This window comes from Streptomyces sp. SD31, assembly GCF_052068475.1.
In the GTDB taxonomy this organism is placed as follows: domain Bacteria; phylum Actinomycetota; class Actinomycetes; order Streptomycetales; family Streptomycetaceae; genus Streptomyces.
In genome coordinates this window covers 1-15,433 of sequence record NZ_JBQHCX010000001.1, presented here as the reverse complement: position 1 = coordinate 15,433, position 15,433 = coordinate 1, and the positions used below count along the sequence as shown (strand labels likewise).

At 72.0% G+C, this 15,433-nt stretch carries 8 protein-coding genes; 5 read left to right on the top strand and 3 right to left on the bottom strand.

Going from position 1 to position 15,433, the window contains the following annotated elements:
* Window positions 1-171: 171 nt before the first annotated feature.
* Both ACTMVF_RS00040 and ACTMVF_RS00035 read left to right on the top strand, forming a co-directional pair.
* Window positions 172-2,262, top strand: coding sequence for an asparagine synthase-related protein (locus tag ACTMVF_RS00040; RefSeq protein WP_441268884.1), 2,091 nt, complete (start codon window positions 172-174; stop codon window positions 2,260-2,262).
* A gap of 373 nt (window positions 2,263-2,635) precedes the next feature.
* The gene (locus ACTMVF_RS00035) at window positions 2,636-6,082 is read left to right on the top strand and encodes a BTAD domain-containing putative transcriptional regulator (RefSeq protein WP_441268883.1); all 3,447 of its coding nucleotides are present in this window, start codon (window positions 2,636-2,638) and stop codon (window positions 6,080-6,082) included.
* Here ACTMVF_RS00035 and ACTMVF_RS00030 read toward each other — a convergent pair.
* A complete protein-coding gene (locus tag ACTMVF_RS00030; RefSeq protein WP_441268882.1) occupies window positions 6,069-8,078 on the bottom strand; it encodes a sigma-70 family RNA polymerase sigma factor in 2,010 nt (669 codons plus the stop codon). The genes ACTMVF_RS00035 and ACTMVF_RS00030 overlap by 14 nt on opposite strands.
* Window positions 8,079-8,373: 295 nt before the next feature.
* On the bottom strand, window positions 8,374-9,156 hold the full coding sequence (locus tag ACTMVF_RS00025) for a TetR/AcrR family transcriptional regulator (protein ID WP_441268881.1): 783 nt from the start codon (window positions 9,154-9,156) through the stop codon (window positions 8,374-8,376).
* A 385-nt stretch (window positions 9,157-9,541) separates the two neighbouring features.
* Here ACTMVF_RS00025 and ACTMVF_RS00020 point away from each other — a divergent pair, with 385 nt between their 5' ends.
* Both ACTMVF_RS00020 and ACTMVF_RS00015 read left to right on the top strand, forming a co-directional pair.
* The gene (locus ACTMVF_RS00020) at window positions 9,542-10,921 is read left to right on the top strand and encodes an NAD(P)/FAD-dependent oxidoreductase (RefSeq protein WP_441268880.1); all 1,380 of its coding nucleotides are present in this window, start codon (window positions 9,542-9,544) and stop codon (window positions 10,919-10,921) included.
* 197 nt (window positions 10,922-11,118) lie between these two features.
* Window positions 11,119-12,789 (top strand): ATP-binding SpoIIE family protein phosphatase, encoded by a 1,671-nt coding sequence (locus tag ACTMVF_RS00015; RefSeq protein WP_441268879.1) that lies wholly within the window; start codon window positions 11,119-11,121, stop codon window positions 12,787-12,789.
* A 198-nt stretch (window positions 12,790-12,987) separates the two neighbouring features.
* Here the strand turns inward: ACTMVF_RS00015 and ACTMVF_RS00010 are convergent, their stop codons facing one another.
* Window positions 12,988-14,256, bottom strand: coding sequence for an MFS transporter (locus ACTMVF_RS00010; protein ID WP_441269511.1), 1,269 nt, complete (start codon window positions 14,254-14,256; stop codon window positions 12,988-12,990).
* Window positions 14,257-14,389: 133 nt separating this feature from the next.
* Here ACTMVF_RS00010 and ACTMVF_RS00005 point away from each other — a divergent pair, with 133 nt between their 5' ends.
* Window positions 14,390-14,938 (top strand): MarR family winged helix-turn-helix transcriptional regulator, encoded by a 549-nt coding sequence (locus tag ACTMVF_RS00005; protein ID WP_441268878.1) that lies wholly within the window; start codon window positions 14,390-14,392, stop codon window positions 14,936-14,938.
* Window positions 14,939-15,433 lie beyond the last annotated feature (495 nt).

Here is a 15,433-nt window from a genome sequence, read left to right as displayed (position 1 = left end):
CGAGCGATCCCCTTGCCCCGTGCGGGTGTTCGGATCGCGCGAGGGCCCCCGCGTGGGCGCAACTCCGGGATCCCGAGCGGCTCCGCCGCCCCTCCACCCCGCCTCCTTCATGGCAGCATGGTGAACCGGTTCGTGCGGTGCACTGGTTGTCCACAGCCTGTGGAGGCGTCGATGCGGTGGTTGGTGGGATGGAGCAGCACCGCCGCGGTGGCCGCCGCGATCGGCTCCGCGGGGGCCACCGGGAGCGACGGCGAGACCGTGCACCCGGTGGGGTCCCAACTCCTGTGGGGTGACCCGGATCCGCTGTGGGCGGTCGGCGACTGGCGCCCGGACGAGGTGCGCGTGGTCAAGGCCGACGAGCAGACCCGGATCGCGGTCCTCGGCACCTGCGGGGCGAGCGACGAGCAACTGCGGGTCGGCCTGTTCGCCGCGCGCGGAGGGGCACTTCGGCATCTGACGGCGTGGTCCGGCAGCTACACGGCCGTCGTCCAGGTCGGCCGCCGGGTCACCGTGTGCGGCGATCTGGCCGGCGCACGGCCCGTGTTCTACACCCCCTGGGCGGGCGGCACGGCGTACGCGACGGCCGCGCTCCCGCTCGCCGACCTCATCGAGGCCAACCTCGACTTCGGCCACCTCGCCGCACTGCTCGCCGCCCCTGACGTACCGGCGGCCCTGCACGACTCCACCCCGTACGACGGCGTACGACGCATTCCGCCGGGGCATGCGCTGATCCTGCGCGCCGGGGCACGCGAGATCGCCGGGTACGAACCGGTCGCTTCGCTGGCGGTGGCGGCGCCGACGGCGGACCCGGACAGCGCGGTGGATGCCGTACGGGACGCCCTGGTGGAGGCGGTACGCGCGCGTCTGTCCGCACCTCGTCATGTCCCCGGCGCCGACATAGACCCGGGCCCGGTCCCGGGCATGGGCCCCGCCGAACGGCGTGCCGCGCGCGGGATGCCGGTACCGGGCATCGGCGCGGACCTGTCCGGCGGCCCGGCCTCAGGAACTCTCGCCCTCCTGGCCGCCGGCCTCCCGGGAATGCCGGGCACGGTACTGGGCCACGGCACGGGCGCGGGGGAGCGGCTGCTGGCGGTCACCTTCAACGACTTGGCGGTGGGGGGCCGCGAGGCGGAGCTGGAACGCGCGGGCACCTTGGCGGCCAACCCCCGCCTGCACCACGTAGTCGTCACCGGCGGCGAGGAGACCCTGCCGTACGCCGACCTGGACGGCCCGCTGACGGACGAGCCGGGCCCGAGCCTGGTGACGGCGGCGAGGCACCGCGCGCGCCTGGCGTCCGGCAGCGCGGACCACTTCACGGGGTACGGCGCCCGCCAGGTCCTGGACGCTCACCCCGCCCGGCTCGCGGACCTCCTGATGGACCGCAAACGCCGCCATCTGGTCCGCCCGGTCGCGGCCCTGGCGAAGGCGGACGGCTCGGTCCTGGTCCCCGCGCGCGTGTACGGCGCGGCACGCAAACTGTCCCGCACCCCCTACCGAACGGGCCTGGAATCCCTGGCGGACCGCCTCCTCCACCGCCGGTTCGACGAACCCGGAGGCGCCGTAGGGGCCTCGCTCGCCGCGCTCACCTGGGCCAGACCGGGCCCGGCGGCCCGCTGGCTGACCGGCGAGGCGCTGGCTGAAGTATCGGTTCGCCTGCAAGCGGCGACGAGCCGCAACGGCGTGGGCCCCGGGCAACGCCCCGGCGACCACCGCGCGCGTGCGGCACTGGCCCGCCACGCGTCGGACCTACGAGTCCTGGAACAAGCCGCCGAGATCCGCTTCCAGCGCCTCCACGCCCCGTTCCTCGACAACCAGGTCGTCCGCGCCTGCCGAGCCCTCCCCGAAGCCCTGCGCGTCCAGCCCGGCGCCCGCGCCGCGATCCTCCGTACGGTCCTGGAGGGCGCCGGAGTCGCCGACCTCCCACCGGGCTGGGGCGCCCCGTCACACGCGCCGACGGCGGTCGCGGCCCGAACGGGCCTGAGGGTGGCCGCGGACTCCTTGATGGCCCTCTTCGGCACCCCGCTCCTCGCCCAAGCGGGCTTGGTGGAGGCCCGCGTGGTCCGCAAGGCCCTCCGGGCAGCAGCCGAGGGCGAACCCCTCCCCCTCGACGGCCTGGCCGACCTGGTCTCCCTGGAACTGTGGCTACGCCGTCTACTGGCCCGCCGAGGCACCTGCTGGACGGGCACCCCGGCCCGACAGCGGGCGGTACCGGCGGGGATCAGGCCGCAGCAGGGGGCGCTGGGGGCGGCGGGGCGGGGGTAGGGGCCCTTCTGGACCCCGGCCCGCATCACTCGGTCGGTGCGGTGTGTGAGGCCGAGGCTGCTCCGTCCCTAGCCTCCACCAGCCCGTAAGAGCTTGGCCTCTTGAGTCCGGCCCGGGCATTTCAGCCAGTCCGGCGTTTGAGGACGAGGCCCGTTCAGGGCCGAAGCGGGGTCTGGGGCGGCAGCCCCAGCGGGGTCGAAGGGGCGGAGCCCCTTCAGGATGGGACGGGTAGGGGCGGCGGGGGCGAGAACCCTCCCGGCCCGCACCCGAACGACCACCCCAACCACGAACCCCCGACCCGCCCCCGGCCGAACCGACCCTCCCGGCCACCAAAACCCGTGCCACCCACAGCCACCCCCGCCACAATGACCAGGTGCGGTACAGAATCCTGGGCATCACCCAGGCAGAGGACGACCAGGGCACCGTCGTACCCATCGCCGGCCCCCGCCTGCGCGCCCTGCTCACGGCCCTGGCCCTACGCCCCGGCCACCTCACCACCCCCGACACCCTGATCGACGAGATCTGGCCCGACGACCCACCCCAGGACGCCCCCGCCGCCCTCCAGGCCCTGATCGGCCGCCTGCGCCGCACACTCGGCAAGGACGCCATCACCTCCGCCCCCGGCGGCTACCGCCTCACGGCAACGAAGAACGACGTAGACCTCTACGTCTTCGAACGCCTCGTACGCCAGGGCACCTCCGCCCTCCACAGCGGCGCCCCCGCCACCGCCGCCCACGACCTCACCACCGCCCTCGCCCTGTGGCGCGGCCCCGCCCTGGCCGACCTCCCCGCCCGCACCGCCGCCGCGACCCGCCCGGAGGCCCTGCGCCTGGAGGCGACCCGGGCCCGCATCGAGGCAGACCTGCGACTCGGCCGCGCCAAGGACGCCATACCGGAACTGAGAGAACTGACCGAGGCGCACCCGTACGACGAACCACTGCACGCCCTCCTCATCCACGCCCTGCGCGACACGGGCCGAGCCGCCGACGCCCTCACGGTGTACGAAACCGCCCGCCAAGCCCTCGCCGAAGGCCTCGGCACCGACCCCGGCCCCGAACTCCGCGCCCTGCATATGGAGTTGCTGGCACAGCGGCCCTCGGAGACGGAACCCCAGCCGCAACCGCAGCCCTGGCAGCCCACCCCGCCAAGCCCTCCAAGCCCCCCGAGCCCGCCGACCCCCCAACCTCCCGAACGCACCGGCAACCTACGTCCCCGCCTTACCTCTTTCGTGGGCCGGGAACTCGAACTCGACGCCATCCGTTCCGAATTGCACAGGGCCCGACTGGTCACGCTCACCGGACCGGGCGGCTCTGGAAAGACCCGCCTCGCAGAGGAAGCCGCCGCCGAGCTCCCTCAGGCATGGCTGGTCGAGCTCGCCCCGCTCGATCAGCCGGAGGCGGTGCCGGGCGCGGTGGTCAGCGCACTCGGTCTGCGCAAGACCGTGCTCATGACCAACGAGCTGACGGCCCCGCAGGACGACCCGGTCGCCCTGCTGATCGAGTACTGCGCCCCGCGCAGCCGACTCCTGATCCTTGACAACTGCGAACATGTCATCGACGCGGCCGCCACCCTCGCCGAAACCCTGCTCACCCACTGCCCAGGGCTCACGATCCTCGCCACCAGCCGTGAACCCCTCGGCGTCCCCGGCGAGTCGGTACGCCCGGTCGAGCCCCTGCTCCCCGACCAGGCACACCGCCTCTTCGCGGAGCGCGCGGCGGCCGTCCGCCCCGACGCCGACGCCGTGCTGCGCGACGAGCGCGACCAGGAGGCCGTCGCCGAGATCTGCCGCCGCCTCGACGGCCTGCCGCTCGCCATCGAGCTGGCGGCGGCCCGGCTACGGCTGCTCACCCCCCGGCAGATCGCCGACCGCCTCGACGACCGCTTCCGCCTCCTCACCTCCGGAAGCCGTACGGTCCTGCCCCGCCAGCAGACCCTGCGCGCCGTCGTCGACTGGTCCTGGGAACTGCTCGACGAACGGGAGCGCACGGTCCTGCGCGAGGTGTCCGTCTTCGCGGGCGGCTGGGACCTCGCGGCGGCGGAGGCCGTGTGCACCGGGCCGGTCGCGGACCTCATGGGCGCGCTGGTCGACAAGTCCCTGATCGTGGCCACCCCGTGCGAGCGGGACGGCTCCGACGGCATGCGGTACCGCCTGCTGGAGACCATCCACGAGTACGCCGTCGAGCGCGCCGCCGAGGTTCCCGAGCTGTGTCTCGCGGCCGGGCGCAGGCACCGCGCATGGGTGCGCGCGCTCGTCGAGCAGGCCGAACCACTGCTGCGTTCCGCCGACCAACTCCCGTGGATCTCCCGCCTGGAGACGGAGCTGGACAACATCAGGGCGGCCCTCGACCGCGCCCTCACGGCGGGCGACGAACCGGATGCCACATCCATCGCCCTCGCCATGGGCTGGTTCTGGTGGCTGCGCAACTACCGCCAAGAGGGCACGGCCTGGATCGACCGGACCCTGCGATTGGGGGCGGCCCTGGACACCGTGGGCACCGACGCGCCGACGGCCTCCTGCGACCCCCAGGCCACCTCCTACGATCCCCCGGCCACCTCCTTCGACTTCCGGGCCGCTGCCCTCGATTCCCGGATCGCCGCCGTCGACCCGATCGACGCCTTCCTCGCCGCCCCCGATGAGGAGACCCACCACCCACTGCACCACCCGCTGCACCTCCCCCGAATGAACCTCCGCCTGCTCCACCTCTTCCTCAAGTCCGAGACCGAACCGCTCGACGCGCTGCTGGACGAGCGGATGCGGCGCTACATGATCCGTATACGGGACTTCTTCGAGCGGGGAGGCCCGCAGTCGGCGCGGCTGCCGGGGCTCGTCTGGCCGTTGATCGCCTTCTTTCTGAGCGATTCGCGGGACATCCGGGCCGCCATGGACGTCGCGGTCGCCAACTGCCGGGCCCACGGCGGCGACTGGGAGATCGGCGTCTCGCTGATGTTCCGTACGCACATGGTTGTCGACTCACCCGGCGACCTGGAGGGCATCGACGACGACCTCGCGGAGTTGCGGGTCCTCAGCCGCCGCGTCGGCGACCGCTGGATGTGGGCCCAGGTGTGCAGCGCGGCCGGCGAGACGGCCATGTCGCGCAGCCGCTTCGAGGAGGCCAAGGGCGAGTACGAGGAGGCGCTGCGGCTCGCCCACGAGGTGGGCGCGTACGCCGAGACCCCGTTCCTCGTCGCCCGGCTCGCCGAGATCGCCTACCGCTCGGGCGACCGTACGGCCGCGCGGGCCGCGCTGGACGAGGCGAGCGCGGCGGCGGACCGTTACGGCGTCGCGGACTCGCGGGCGTTCGTCCTGCTGCTGCGGGCCCAGATCGCGCTGGACGACAAGGAGACCGCCCGCGCACGTGAGTTGTGCGAGGGGGCCCGCGCGGAGATGGCTCGCGGCACGCCACCGCCCCAGTTCATCGCGATGCTGAACGCGGTCGATGCCCTCGTCGTGACGGCCGAGTCCGGCCCGGAGCACGGACTGCCCCTCCTGGCCGACACACTGCGCGTGGCCGTGGAGAACCGGTGTGCCGACGTGATCACGGCGACCCTCACGGACGCCGCGGCGGACCTGCTGACCCGCCTCGGCGACCACCCGTGCGCGGTCCGCCTGCTCGCCGCCTCGGAGCACTGGCGCCACGGCCATCCACGCCCGCTGCCGGAGCGCGCGCACGCCGAACGGGCCGAGGCCGCCGCCCGCACCGCACTGGGCGCCGAGCGGTTCACCGACGAGCACACCCGAGGCACCGCCCTGACCCGGGACGACGTCCTGCGCGACCTCGCCGGGGCCGTGCGCGACCTCTGCGGCCCTACCCGCAGCTGAACTTCGACTCCGCCCAGTCCGCCAGCAGCAGGGTGTCGAAGGTGCTGTGCGGCTCGACCACCAGCCGTACGGTCCGGCGCCCGGTGAGGTTCACATGGACCGGCACCGCCGCGTCCCCGCCCTTGAGTACTGCGGACCGCCACAGCCGGACGCCGTCGGCGTAGACCGAGAAGGAGAACTCGCCGAGCCCCAGGTTGGTGTCATCGACGCCGACCATCGCGTCGTAGGCGGAGCACTCCCGGTTGAGGTCGATGGTGACGGAGGACCGGCCGTGCACGGTGACGCCGTGCGTGTACCGCTTGTCGGCGATCGACACGCCGTACCGCTGCCACACCCAGCTGCTCTCGCCGAGCCGCATCTCGGGCTCGGTGCCGTCCCCGGCGAGGTCGTACGACAGCTCGCTCCACTGGTAGACGGCCGGGGCGGGCGGAGGCGGCGGAGGCGGCGGAGTCGGTGTCGGCGTGGGCGTCGGGGTGGGGGCAGGGGTCGGAGTCGGGGAAGGCTTGGGCGTCGGACTGGGCGTGGGCGACGGCGTCGGAGTCGGAGTCGGAGTCGGGTCGGGCTTCGGCGCCGCGGCCGGGACGATCGCCGGCGGCTCTTGTGCCGGCGGCTCCGGGGCCGGCTCCTTCCTCGACGGCTCGGGTGTCGGCGTCTCCTCGACGATGGGGGAGGGAACCGGGGGTTGCTTGGCGTCCGTCTTGTCGGCCGGTTGGTCGTTGCCGGCCAGCGCGAGCACGATCGCCGCCGCCACGCCCACGGCGACCACACCGGCCGCGATACCGGCCTTCAACGGCGCGCCGAGCCCCTCGGAAGCGGCCGCGCCGCCCCCGCTGCTCGCCCCGCCGGAACTGCCGCCCGCCGCCCCGGCCCCACCCGCGGCACCGCTCGCCGAACCGCCGCCCGCCGCGGCGGCAGCCCCCGCCGCCCCGGCCGCACCCGCCCCGGCACCGCCGGCGATGAGCCCGGCCGCCTTGGCGTACCCGGCGGCGCCGAACCAGCCGATGACCGCCACCGGCACGACGGCGGGGATACCGCTGGCGACTTCCTTGATCTGGCCCGCTGCCAGCCGGCACTTGGCGCACTCGTCCAGGTGCTTGCGCAGACCGCGTTCGGCACGGGTGCGCAGGCTGCCGCGGGCGTAGGCACCGAGTCGGTCGGCGTAGCGGGCGCACTCCTCGTCGCCGGCGAGGCTCGCGCTGACGTGTGCCTGGAGGTAGGCCTGCTTGAGCCCTTCGCGGGCGCGGCTGGCGAGCACGCGCGTGCCGTTGGCGTCGAGCCCGAAGAGCGTGGCGACCTCGCTCGGCGACTCGTCCTCGACCTCGGTGTGCCACAGCACCGCCTGCCAGCGCTCCGGCAACGACCGGAAGGCCCGCATGGCCAGGGACTGCTCGGCCTCGTGCAACGCCCGTACGTCCGCGCCGAGGTCGAGACCCGCTCCGAAGGAGCCGAAGGACGCAGTGTCGTCGGACACCTCGGACACGCGCGCGGACTGCGCGGCGAACACCGCGAAGTCGTCGACCAATTGCTCCCGCCGCGCCGATCTCGTCCAGTCCGCGGCGGCCCGCCGGATCGAGGTGAGCAGATACGCGCGTACGGCGTGCTCGGGGCCGGAGCCGCCGCGTACCGCCTGGAGCATGCGGGCGAAGACCTCGGCCGTGAGGTCGTCCGCGGTGTGGGAGTCACGGCAGCAGGTGCGGGCGTACCGGCGCACCGCTCCCGCGTGGCGCCGGTACAGCTCCTCGTAGGCGGTGTCGTCGCCGGAGCGCATCCGCCCGATCAGGTCGGCGTCCGACGGCGGCAGCTCGCGCGGCGCTGGCAGCGTGCTGTCCTCGCGCCGGTCGCGCTGAGCCGGGACGCTGCCCTCCGCGCGCCCCTGGGGGCGGCCTCCCGCGGGCATGCCACCCGGCGGCAGGTCCGCCCGCCCGCCCTGACTCGGCACTTGCGGAGTCGCCGAGTCACCGTCGCCGAGTGACTCGTCCTGACCGTCAACACTCATCGCGGAATGCCCCCGCCGCCAGCTCTACCTGTCCCGGACACCGGGTCAGGGTGCCATATTGGCTTTCGGTCAGGACCCACCCGTACGGACCATCCACTCGTCCGTGGGCACTTCCCGCACCGCCGTACTAGCCCCTCACCCATTCAGAGAGGGCTCAAACGGCGTCGGCCATACGGGAGTTGAGCGCGAGGACCGAAATGTGCGGCATGTTCCACGATGGTGTTCGAGGCGAGGACAGCGCAGCACCCCGCCTCCTGGTCACCCCTTCGAAGCAACCGCCGCCGCTTCGGCCGGCTCACGCCTGAGGCCGCGACCGCAACCCCTCCAACAGGATGTCCAGCAACCGCGCCGAGGCCGCCGCCTGCTGCGCCGCATCCGGCAGCGAGGGTGCCGCCGTCGCGATCACCAGCAGGACGTCCGACACCGACACGTCGGCCCGCAACTCGCCCGCCGCGCGCGCCCGCTCCACGAGCTGGCCCACCACGTCGAGCAGTGCCGCCGCCCCGGCGTCGTCCACCGCGCTCGGCGGCACCGCCGCAGGGTGCTCCGGCACCAACCGCAGCTCACCCGCGCCCGGCTGCGTCCGCTGCTGCGGCACCCGGGCCTCCTCGAGCACGCTGCCGTCCTCGGCGACCCCGACCCGCAGCACCTGCGGCGGCAGCAGCCGCCCGGCGCCCGAGGCCACCGACGTACGCAGGAAGCGCGAGAGCGCCGACCACGGCTCGTCCTCCTGACCGAGCGCCGCACGTGCCTGGTCGGTCAGCCGGGAGGTCTCCTCCTCGGCTATCCGCCGCACCAGGACGTCCTTGCTCGGGAAGCGCCGGTACACCGTCCCGACGCCGACCCGCGCGCGGCGCGCCACATCCTCCATCGGCGCGCCGTACCCCAGCTCGCCGAAGACCTCGCGCGCCGCACGCAGCACGTGCTCCAGATTGCGCTGTGCGTCCACGCGCAGCGGCGCCGTACGCGAGCTGTCCCCGCGCACACTGCCCGCCGCCGCGCTCATCGTGCCGCCCACCGCTCCGCCGCCTGATGCGATGGCGGACGCGGAAGACCAACGAGAATCCTGAACATGCATAAGCGATCCCCCGGTAATGACGTCTCCCCCCGGAGACACTCCCCGTCATTGCAAAGCCGGAGCGTCGCGGAACAAGCCCGGACCACGAGCCCGCCCTGTGTGACTCGCGGACCCGAAGAGCGCATCCCCCTACACCCCGTCGACACACGAACATAGTTGAGCGAGGGTCAATTCAGAAGGGGCAGGTTCCGCACGGAGCGCCCCTCGATCGGAGTACGGGTCGTTTACGTCCAGATTTCACCCCCCGTGATCCCCCGGCGCACACCCGTTGACCTGCGGAAGCTCCTTGCACTCCGGCAATTCGGCCAAATCGCGGCGCTGCCGATCTCCGGTCACACAAATTGCCGGGCCTGTGGACAAACGCAAGCGCCGGGTGCGTCATGGGATGGTGAAGGAACGTGCGCGCATTCTCGTTGTCGGCGGCGGCTACGTCGGGATGTACACGGCCCTGCGCCTCCAGCAGAGGCTGAAACAGGAACTGGGGAGGGGCGAAGCCGAGATCACGGTCGTCACGCCCGACCCGTACATGACGTATCAGCCTTTCCTCCCCGAGGCGGCCGCGGGCTCCATCTCCCCGCGCCACGTGGTCGTGCCGCTGCGCCGCGTCCTGCCCCGGTGCCGGATCATCATCGGCGAGGCCACCGCCATCGACCACGCGCGGCGCACCGCGACCCTCTCCACCCTGGCCTCCGAGGAGGAGGGCACGGGCAGCGAACAGCTCTCCTACGACGAACTGGTCCTCGCCCCCGGTTCCATCTCGCGCACCCTCCCCATCCCCGGCCTCGCCGACCACGGCATCGGCTTCAAGACCGTCGAAGAGGCCATCGGCCTGCGCAACCACGTCATCGAGCAGATGGACATCGCCTCCTCCACCCGCGACCCGGCGATCCGCGACGCGGCCCTCACCTTCGTCTTCGTCGGCGGCGGCTACGCGGGCGTGGAAGCGCTCGGCGAACTCGAGGACATGGCCCGCTACGCCACGCGCTACTACCACAACGTCCGCCCCGAGGACATGAAGTGGATCCTCGTCGAGGCCTCGGACCGCATCCTGCCCGAGGTCGGCGAGGACATGGGCCGCTACACCGTCACCGAACTGCGCCGCCGCAACATCGACGTACGCCTGCACACCCGCCTGGAATCCTGCGTGGACCGCGTCGCCGTCCTCAGCGACGGCGCCCGCTTCCCGACCCGTACGGTCGTCTGGACGGCCGGCGTCAAGCCGCACCCGATCCTCGCCGCGACCGACCTGCCACTCAATGAGCGCGGTCGGCTGAAGTGCACTCCGGAGCTGACCGTCGAGGGCACCACGCACGCGTGGGCCGCGGGAGACGCCGCCTCCGTCCCCGACGTCAGCGCCGCCGCTCCCGGCAAGGAGTGCGCCCCGAACGCCCAGCACGCCCTGCGCCAGGCCAAGGTGCTGGGCGACAACATCGCCCACACCCTGCGCGGCGAGCCCCTGGAGACGTACGCCCACAAGTACGCGGGGTCGGTCGCCTCCCTCGGTTTCCACCAGGGCGTCGCCCACGTCTACGGACGCAAGCTGAAGGGCTACCCTGCCTGGTTCATGCACCGCGTCTACCACCTCAGCAGGGTGCCGACCTTCAACCGAAAGGCCCGCGTCCTGGCCGAGTGGACCCTGTCGGGACTCTTCAAGAGGGAGGTCGTCTCCCTCGGTTCGCTCGAACATCCCCGAGCGGAGTTCGAACTCGCGGCCGGTGGAAAGGCTCCTCACAACCCGGAAGGCGACCCGAAGGGGTCGTCCTGACCGGACCCAGGAACTCCACCGACGAGGCAGGCGTCTGACGGGTGTCGGCCAGGTCGGCCGCACTGCCAGACTGATCCCCGAACCGATCCCGACCACGAGGCTCTCCCCACAGTGCTGCAATCCCGGGGTGCTGATGCCCCTCAGACCCCAGGCCGGGTCCGGAGCTGGCCGCAGACGACGACACGAGGCAAGGATTCGTGAACTTCACGCGCTGGAGCGCCCGGCTCCCCGGAACGCAGCGCCGCGCCGCAGCGCGGACCGAACCCGCGGCGGCGGTCACCCAGGACCGCCGGGGAGAGAGCCCGGGCGCCGTCCCCGCGGCCCGCGCCGAACAACTCACCGACGAGGCCAAGCCGATTCCCGCAGTGGACGAACTGCCGGTCCGCGAGGTCCTGGACCGAGTCCCGGCCCTGGTCGCCCTGGTCCACGGCTCCGACCACCGCCTGGCCTACGTCAACGACGCCTACGTGGCGGCCTTCGGCCTGCGCCCCCCGGGCGAACCGGCCCGCGAGGCCCTCCCCGAACTGGCCGAACTGGGCCTGCTCCCCCTCCTCGACCAGGTCCTGCGCAGCGGCAAGCCCCGCACCCTGAAGTCCCGCAAGGCCCCCGACGGCCGCTCCTACACCTTCACCTGCACCCCCGTGACGGAGGGCCACGGCGGCGTCCTCGTCTTCGCCACGGACGTCACCGACCACGCGGAGGCCGCCGAGCGCCTGCGCGCCAGCGAACGCCGCCAACGCGAAACGGCCGTCACCCTCCAACGCTCCCTCCTCCCCCAGGAGCTCGAAGAACCGGACGACCTCCGCATCGCCGCCACCTACCACCCCGGCGGCACGGAGGCCGCGGTCGGCGGCGACTGGTACGACGTGATCACCCTCGGCGGCGGCCGCACGGCCCTGGTGATCGGCGACGTCATGGGCAGAGGCGTACGAGCAGCAGCAGTAATGGGCCAACTCCGCACGGCGGTGAGGGCATACGCCCGACTGGACCTCCCCCCACACGAGGTGTTGCAGCTACTGGACGGCCTGGCGACGGAAATCGACGCCAACCAGATCGCCACCTGCGTCTACGCCGTCCACGACCCGAACGAGGGCCGCCTGGTGTACGCCTCCGCCGGCCACCTTCCGATCCTGGTCCGCGACGAGAGCGGCGCGGTCCAACGCGCCGACGAACCCACCGGCCCGCCCCTCGGCACAGGCGGCTGGATGCACACCTCCGGCTCGATCGCCCTGGGCCCCGGCTCCACGGCGGTCCTCTACACCGACGGCCTGGTGGAACGCAGGGACGAGGACCTGGACGAGGGAATCGCCTCCCTGGAACGCGCCCTGGCCGGCGCGACCGGCACCCCCCAGGTCGTCTGCGACCGCCTGGTCCGCACAGCAGGCGTGACGGCGGACCACGACGACGACGTAGCAGTCCTGGTCCTCCAGCACCCGGCCCGCACGGGCCCCGACAGCGACCTCTTCCGCAACGCGGCCCTGGAACTCCTCGGCGGCATCGAAGCGGCCCCACGCGCGCGTGCCTTCGCCTCCGGCGTCCTCACGAGCTGGCGCTTCCCGACCGACCTCCACGACCTGGGCGTCCTCGCAGCCAGCGAACTCGTCGCCAACTCCCTCCAACACGGCACCCCACCCATGCGCCTACGCCTGCGCCGCACCGACCGCCGCCTGATCATCGAGGTCACCGACGGCGACGACCACCTCCCACGCCGCCGCCGCGCCGAACCGGGCGACGAATCAGGCCGAGGCATCGCCATCGTCGCCACAGTCGCCTCCGCCTGGGGCTCACGGAGAACACCCGGCGGCGGAAAGGCAGTGTGGTGCGAGTTCGCCCTACCGAAACAGCCCGCCGACCCTCCAAGACCCTGACCTGAAGGCCCGCCTCGTGGCAGCGACGGCCGCTTCCCAGCGCCGGCCGGCATCCTTCAGCCCGTCCGGCGTTTGAGGACGAGGCCCGTTCAGGGCCGAAGCGGGGGTCTGGGGGCCGCAGGTCCCCAGGAGGGCGGGGTCGAAGGGGCGGCAGCCCCTGGAGGGTGGGACGGGTAGGGGCGGCGGGGGCGAGAAAACTCAGGCGCGCGCGGGAGCCGACCCCGCAGCCGCCGCAGCCCCCTGCGCCACCACCCGACTCTTCCCCAACCACGGCTGATCCTGCACGGCACTGAGCTGACGCCCGAGCCGCACCGCGAGATACGTGATCCCCAACGAGAACACCAGAAACGTCACGACATACGGCCCATGCAGCGACGCCCCCATAGGCCCACCCACCGCCGGCCCCACCGCCAACGCCAGCTGCTTCACCAGGGCAAACGCAGAGTTGTACTGCCCAGCCATCCCCTCAGGCGCCAAGTCCGCCACCAACGGAGCAACAGTCGGCGACAACATCGCCTCCCCCAGCCCGAACAGCGCATACGTAGAGATGAAGGCAGCCGTAGCCATCTCCTGACTGCCGTGCCCAAGCCCCGCATACCCCGCCGCAACCCAAGCCACAGCCCAGATCAGCCCCACAGCCGCGATCACCCGCGACCGCCTCCGCCGCTCGACGAACTTCAGCACGGCGAACTGAGCCACCACGATCATCGCGGTGTTAGCCGCCAACGCCGTCCCCAGCGCCGAAGTGGAAACCCCGGCCGCCTCGACCCCGTACGCACTCAGCCCAGACTCGAACTGCCCGTAGCAAGCGAAGAACAGCACGAAACCCAGCACACACAGCTGCACCATCGCCCGATTCCCGAGCAGCTGCTTCCAGCTCCCCTTCGCCGACCGGGCTCCCGGCGCCTCCTCGATCCGCGGCGCACGCGGCAGCCGCACCGTCGACATCACCACGACGAGCACCAGGAACATCGCCGCCTCGACAGCGAACAACAGCGTGAACGACGAGACACTCGACGCATCGACGAGGTGCCCACCGATCAGCCCGCCAACCCCCAGCCCCAGGTTCTGCAGAAAGAACTGCGTGGCGAACGCCCGCGACCGAGTCTCCGCAGAGGAGCAGTCCACGATCATCGTCGCGAGCGCCGGCTGCATCACGGCCTGCCCCGCCCCCAGCGCGGCCGCCGACAGCAGTACGGCCGCCGCGCTCCCCGCGAGCCCCAGGCTCAGCGACCCGAACGCGGCAGTGACCAGAGCGGCGAGCAGCACCGGCAGCGGGCCACGCCTGACGATCGCCCGCCCGGCGAACGGCAGCACGACCAGCGCGGCCACGGCGAAGACGGCGAGGACGAGCCCCGCCGTCATGGAACCCAGCCCCCGCACCTGCGCCACATAGACGTACAGGTAGGGGACGGTGAAACCGAGCCCGAACGCGCTGAGTGCGTTGCCCACGTGGATCCGGCGCATCGCTGCGCCCATCGCCCTGGTCACGTTCACCTCTCTCATATGTAGACCTGAAGACTTCAAAGCTAAACTTCGAAGCTAAACAGTACACATCGAAGGACTTCAACGCCAAGCAAGCCCGTGCGATACTCGGCCCATGGGCGACACCCCGGACATCAGCGAACCGACACTCGAAGAACAGATCGCCGCCTACCAGCGGGAGTTCCAGGACCTCGACCCCCAGGTCGAGAAGATCGTCTCCGCGCTGTCCCGCCTGAACCGCCGCATGAATGTCGCCTACGGCCGCCAGACCGCCGCCCTCGGCATCAGCAACGCCGAGTGGGAGGTCCTGAAGGCCCTCGTCCTCTCCGGCGCCCCCTACCGCATGGGCCCCAGCGACATCGCCAAGCGCCTCGGCCTCACCCCGGCCGCCATGACCCACCGAATCGACCGCATGGTCACCGAGGGCCTGGTCACCAGGGAGCGCGACGAGTCCAACCGCGTCCGCGTGATCGTGGAGCTGACCGCGGAAGGCCGAGAGAAGTGGCTCGAGGCGATGCGTCTGGCCTCCGTCTTCGAGGAGGACCTCCTCCAGGACCTCTCCGCGGATGAACGCACCGCCCTCGGCGAGGTCCTCACCCGCCTGCTCCGCAGGGTGGAACACGCCCAGCCGGACGCCGGCGGACGCCTCAGCGACCTGGACTGATGCGCGGCCGCCACCGGCGGCAAAAGATCTTGACAGGGAACGCTTGACAGCCCCCTGCCCGATCCGTAGAGTTCTTCGGGTTGCCGCGGAGCCGTAACGGTTCTGCGACAGCACCTTCCGCCGCGAGAGCGGCAACCCAAACCACAAGCACGACCTCCCAACGGGGTTGAATTCGGCGTGCCCGAATTCAATTCGATTTGGGTTCGGCAGCTCGATTAGGAACTGCCGAGAGGATCCGCTAAGGTTTGAGACGTCGGAACGGCCCAACAGCCGCGAAGACAAGCCCCGCTGACCGGGAATCGGATCCGAAAGGATCTGATAGAGTCAGAACCGCCGGAAAGGAAACGCGAAAGCGAGAACCTGGAAAGCACCGAGGAAATCGGATCGGAAAAGGATCTGATAGAGTCGGAAACGCAAGACCGAAGGGAAGCGCCCGGAGGAAAGCCCGAGAGGGTGAGTACAAAGGAAGCGTCCGTTCCTTGAGAACTCAACAGC

Excerpts from the sequence above, each read along its gene's own strand:
- ACTMVF_RS00010 (WP_441269511.1), bottom strand. The coding sequence starts at position 14,256 with ATGCGCCGGATCCACGTGGGCAACGCACTCAGCGCGTTCGGGCTCGGT.
- ACTMVF_RS00030 (WP_441268882.1), bottom strand. The coding sequence starts at position 8,078 with ATGAGTGTTGACGGTCAGGACGAGTCACTCGGCGACGGTGACTCGGCG.
- ACTMVF_RS00020 (WP_441268880.1), top strand. The coding sequence starts at position 9,542 with ATGGTGAAGGAACGTGCGCGCATTCTCGTTGTCGGCGGCGGCTACGTC.
- ACTMVF_RS00040 (WP_441268884.1), top strand. The coding sequence starts at position 172 with ATGCGGTGGTTGGTGGGATGGAGCAGCACCGCCGCGGTGGCCGCCGCG.
- ACTMVF_RS00005 (WP_441268878.1), top strand. The coding sequence starts at position 14,390 with ATGGGCGACACCCCGGACATCAGCGAACCGACACTCGAAGAACAGATC.
- ACTMVF_RS00025 (WP_441268881.1), bottom strand. The coding sequence starts at position 9,156 with ATGCATGTTCAGGATTCTCGTTGGTCTTCCGCGTCCGCCATCGCATCA.